Source organism: uncultured Rothia sp. (genome assembly GCF_937976295.1).
In the GTDB taxonomy this organism is placed as follows: Bacteria; Actinomycetota; Actinomycetes; order Actinomycetales; family Micrococcaceae; genus Rothia.
This window is the reverse complement of the sequence record NZ_CALJRY010000396.1, coordinates 1-4,084: the sequence shown is the minus strand read 5'-3', so window position 1 is coordinate 4,084 and position 4,084 is coordinate 1. Positions and strand designations below refer to the sequence as shown.

Genomic DNA, 4,084 nt, shown 5'->3' with positions numbered 1-4,084 from the left:
CGAGCATTCAAGCCTACAGCTGGGACAGAGCGATACCGTCCAGAATGTCGTGCTCACTGACGGTCACCGAATCCACGGCGCCATCAGTCATCTCATTCAGACGGGTCAGGATGCGGGCGTAAATCGTCGCGCCGGCACCAATCACATCCACCCGGCCGGGGTGCATGTAACCGAGCTCCTCACGCTCGGCACGGTTCAGCGAAGCCAACCAGCGGGAGGTCTTCTGAACAGTCTCCACCGAGAAACTCTGAGCGTTAATAGCCTCAGAATCGTAGCGATCCAGACCCAGCGCAGCGGCAGCCACAGTGGTCGCGGTGCCAGCCACAGCCACCACACGGTGCGCATTCTGCAGGGGCACCGTCTCACGCGCCACCTCGAGAGCCTCGTCAGTATCAGCCTCAACGTGAGCAATCTGAGACTCGGTCGCCGGGGCGCTGAGCATGTGACGCTCAGCCAGGCGCACACACCCAATATTGACGCTGCGGGAAGCCTTCACACCCGACTCGTCACCGAGCACGAACTCAGTCGAACCGCCGCCCAGATCGAACACCAGGGTGTCGCCATCGCCGTAACCGACAGCACGCACCGCACCCGCGAAGGACAGCGCAGCTTCCTCCTCGCCGCTAATGACCTCGGGCTCAATACCCAAAATCTCGCGGATGCCGTCCACGAACACCTGGCGGTTACCCGCATCGCGAGTCGCACTGGTCGCCACGAAACGCACCGAGTCAGCACCGTGCTCCTTCAGCAACTGCGCGTACTCACGCGCCGCAGCGAAAGTACGGTCCAGCGCCTCCTGCGCCAGCCAGCCGGTCGCGTCCACGCCCTGGCCCAGACGCACAATGCGCATCTCACGTACAACGTCCTTCAGGACGGTCTTCTCGACCCCGTCCACCACCTCAGTAGTGGAATCAGCAATCAGCAGGCGAATAGAGTTCGTACCGCAGTCAATCGCACCAACGCGCACGGTGGGTTCCTTTCAGGTCTTCAATACCAATCAGTGCCAAAGGCACAGCGAGCGCCGCAGGCGAAAAATTTTCGCTTTTCGGCGCTCTTTCTTCTATCTATTATGCGCCCGCACCGTCCCTTACGACGATGCGGGCGCACCAGAATCAATATTTAGGCTTCTTCACGCCACGCGGGGTCGCAGGAGCAGACCTCGGGGGTCCACCACTCGGCGATAGCGTCCAGGCCGCGGTCACCCATCGGGTTCACGCCGCGACCCACCGACAGGGTGTGGCCAATAACGGCGTGCAGGCACTTCACGCGGGTCGGCATACCGCCGGCAGAGATGCCATCAATCTCCGGGACCTCTTCGGTGCCGCTGATCAGGCGGATGCGCTCACGCTCAGCCAGGTAGTTCTCGTGTGCGGCAGCGTACTGTGCCGCAAGGTCGGCGTCCTCAGCCAGCGAGTCGGTCATCTCGTACATCAGGCCGCCCGCCTCCAGGCGGGAAGCCGCAGCGGTAATCACCGGATGCGCCAGGTAGAACACGGTCGGGAAGGGGGTGCCGTTGCTCAGGCGCGGCGCGGTCGCAGCAACGAGCGGGTTACCGCACACGCAGCGTGCCGGAATCTCAATCACGTCGCGGACTTTACGGCCCAGCTGCGCGGAGAGAACACGGATGTCCTGCTCGGTGGGGGTCAGGGTTTCAACAGTTACGCCGAAGCCGCCGGGGGTGCGTGCCTTCAGCTCTTCAATGGTGTTTTCGGTGCTCATAATCCTAAGTTTCTGGAGCGAGGGGTCGCCTCGTCCGCTTATGCCGGGTGCTTGCCGGGTTCTTGCCAGGGCAGGGTTCCTGCCGGTGGCTGGGGCTAGTTCTTTTCGAGAGAATCCCAGATTTTCGTGGTCCAGGCGTCCTCGGGGGCGTTCTTCGCATTCGCAGAAGTATCGTCAGCCTTCGTGGAGTCCTCGGTAATGCCGGTAACCACGTAGGGGGTGTCGCCGGGGTTCACATAGTAGAGGCGGCTACGTGCCTGCTGGCGAACGTAGTTGTCGTCGTTCCACCAGGTCTGCTCCGCCTTCAGCTGAGCGTTCTCCTGCTGCAGCTGGGAAATGTGCGTGTTGATTCGCTTGATTTCCCGGTCCTGCTCAAAGTAGGTGACCACCGGGTATGCGGTACCGAGCGCAATCACGCCCACCACAACAGCGGTCAGGAAGCTACGACCGGAGAACATATGAGCCGCCACGGGGGCGTCGTATCCGCCCTCTTCACGGCCCTGCTGGGCTGCGGCGCGGCGGCGGGCACGCTCCTCACGGCGAGCCTGCGCCTGACGTTCACGCTCAGGGTGACGCTCGCTCAAACCCACGCCAAAGAAAAGAGCGCTTGCCTTCTTCAACAGGGAGGTGCGGGCTTCCTTCGCGGCGCCACGCGGCGCATCGGAGGAGGCAGCGCCCTGAGCGGATTCGGTGGAACTCTTAGAGTGCGACCGGGTCTGCTGGTTTGCTCGCTGGCTCATTGCTCTATCCCTCGTTCCATTCTGTACCGCTAAGCGCTTCCTTCATATTCTACCGTCTCAACACAGGCATTAACTTTAGGCAGAATAATACCGCCGAATCGCTGGTAGGTTTACACACACCAGCGATTCGGCGGCATATATTCAAGCAGATACAGTTTTACGATTTCTGTTGGATACGGTCCAACTCTTCAATAAGTTCTGCTGATGCTTCAGGATCAACCTTACGGGTAAACCATTTTCCCGATTTTCGAATGGCAGGAAGATCCTCAAGGGTCAGCACCTCTGGGTGAGCTCCTCTCCTACTCCAATCAATGTAGTGGTGGTTTGCGTGATTCTCAGAGCCCTTTGTTCCCGGCGCCAACTGGCCATCGGTTGCCCAGGCCTCCGCATTCTCACGAGCGGGCGTATTGAGGAGTACACTCTGCATCCACATCTCATCAGGCATAGGGGCAGAGCGGAAAATCTTGGTAACCTCTCGACCCTTCGGAGTTTTCAAAAAGTCCATCACCTGAAGAGCGGCCGAGCGGGAAATCGTCCAATAAGCCGACCCTTGATAAAACTGAATCGGCAAATTCTTGCGCGGGAACATTCGTGAAATCTTGTAATACACTTTGCGTACGCCCCTGCGGATAATCCCTTCCGGCAGTAGGCCTTCAAAGTCCTTATATTCTCGGTACTGCACCAGGACGTAGTTACGCATTCCGGGGGCTAGCGCATAGAAGCTTACCCAGGAACGCTCCAAGTTCTCAGGTCGGGCAAGAAAATCAGCGTATTCACGGAGAGGACGTACGGGATAGCACTGCCCCGTAATGGATGCATAATGAGTTGCCTCCGGATATTCTTTCAAAGCCTGAGCAAGCATTTTTTGAGTTGCCTTCACCGCAGAGTAACCGGCCCAGCGCACATTTTCACGTTTGCGCACGTAAGATACGCCCTCAACGTAGAAATCATCCATATTGGCTTTCTTATCAATATGGGCAACGCATACTCCCCCAGAGTTCAGAATATGCTGAGCAATTTTCTTGAACTGTTTCGGATATTTATGGGCAAGGACAAGATAACAGACTGTCATGATCTTCCTACGTGAAATGTGAGTGAATAGGCATGCTTTCGACATATAAAATAGGGCCGCACCTCAACTATCTGTCATGAATCACATCACGATATAGCCAGGTACGACCCGAGTAGCCGATAAGAGAGCCCCAAGTGAGCTCATAAGTTTAAGTCGTCATTGACGCCCTAAACTAATTGAAAGCATGAAGTGTGAGTGAGTATATACCCAAGATTATATGCCTCTGACAAGGAAAACCGATCCATCACACGGTACAAGACGCAATGATTTGCATCATGCTACATCTCGCATGACCGTTCTCCCGTAGGAACCCTAAGCTCAAGAAACCCAGGCACAGAGCAGGAGGCGGTGCCACTCCCCTACGGGGTAGCACCGCCTCCTTGACGTCTAACCGCTCACGCGGTCGGATGCTTCAGTAACTTATGCCTTGAAGCGGGGGAATGCAGACTTGCCAGCGTAAACAGCTGCATCGCCCAGCTCTTCCTCAATGCGCAGTAGCTGGTTGTACTTAGCAACGCGCTCGGAACGTGCGGGAGCACCGGTCTTGATCTGG

General features: G+C 57.5%; 4 protein-coding genes and 1 pseudogene. All 5 read right to left on the bottom strand.

The features are described 5' to 3' along the window. Positions 1–13: 13 nt before the first annotated feature. Positions 14–967 (bottom strand): exopolyphosphatase, encoded by a 954-nt coding sequence (locus tag Q0216_RS10575; protein ID WP_298595325.1) that lies wholly within the window; start codon positions 965–967, stop codon positions 14–16. 152 nt (positions 968–1,119) lie between these two features. Continuing rightward, positions 1,120–1,719, bottom strand: coding sequence for a DUF501 domain-containing protein (locus Q0216_RS10570; RefSeq protein WP_049341514.1), 600 nt, complete (start codon positions 1,717–1,719; stop codon positions 1,120–1,122). 95 nt (positions 1,720–1,814) lie between these two features. Then, positions 1,815–2,459 carry a septum formation initiator family protein gene (locus tag Q0216_RS10565; protein WP_298595321.1) on the bottom strand — a complete coding sequence of 215 codons (645 nt, stop codon included), beginning with the start codon at positions 2,457–2,459 and terminating at the stop codon, positions 1,815–1,817. A gap of 157 nt (positions 2,460–2,616) precedes the next feature. After that, entirely contained in the window at positions 2,617–3,531 is a 915-nt protein-coding gene (locus Q0216_RS10560; protein ID WP_298595318.1) for a beta-1,6-N-acetylglucosaminyltransferase, read from the bottom strand. A gap of 420 nt (positions 3,532–3,951) precedes the next feature. Continuing rightward, a pseudogene (gene eno, locus Q0216_RS10555) lies at positions 3,952–4,084 on the bottom strand (phosphopyruvate hydratase); the annotation flags it as partial.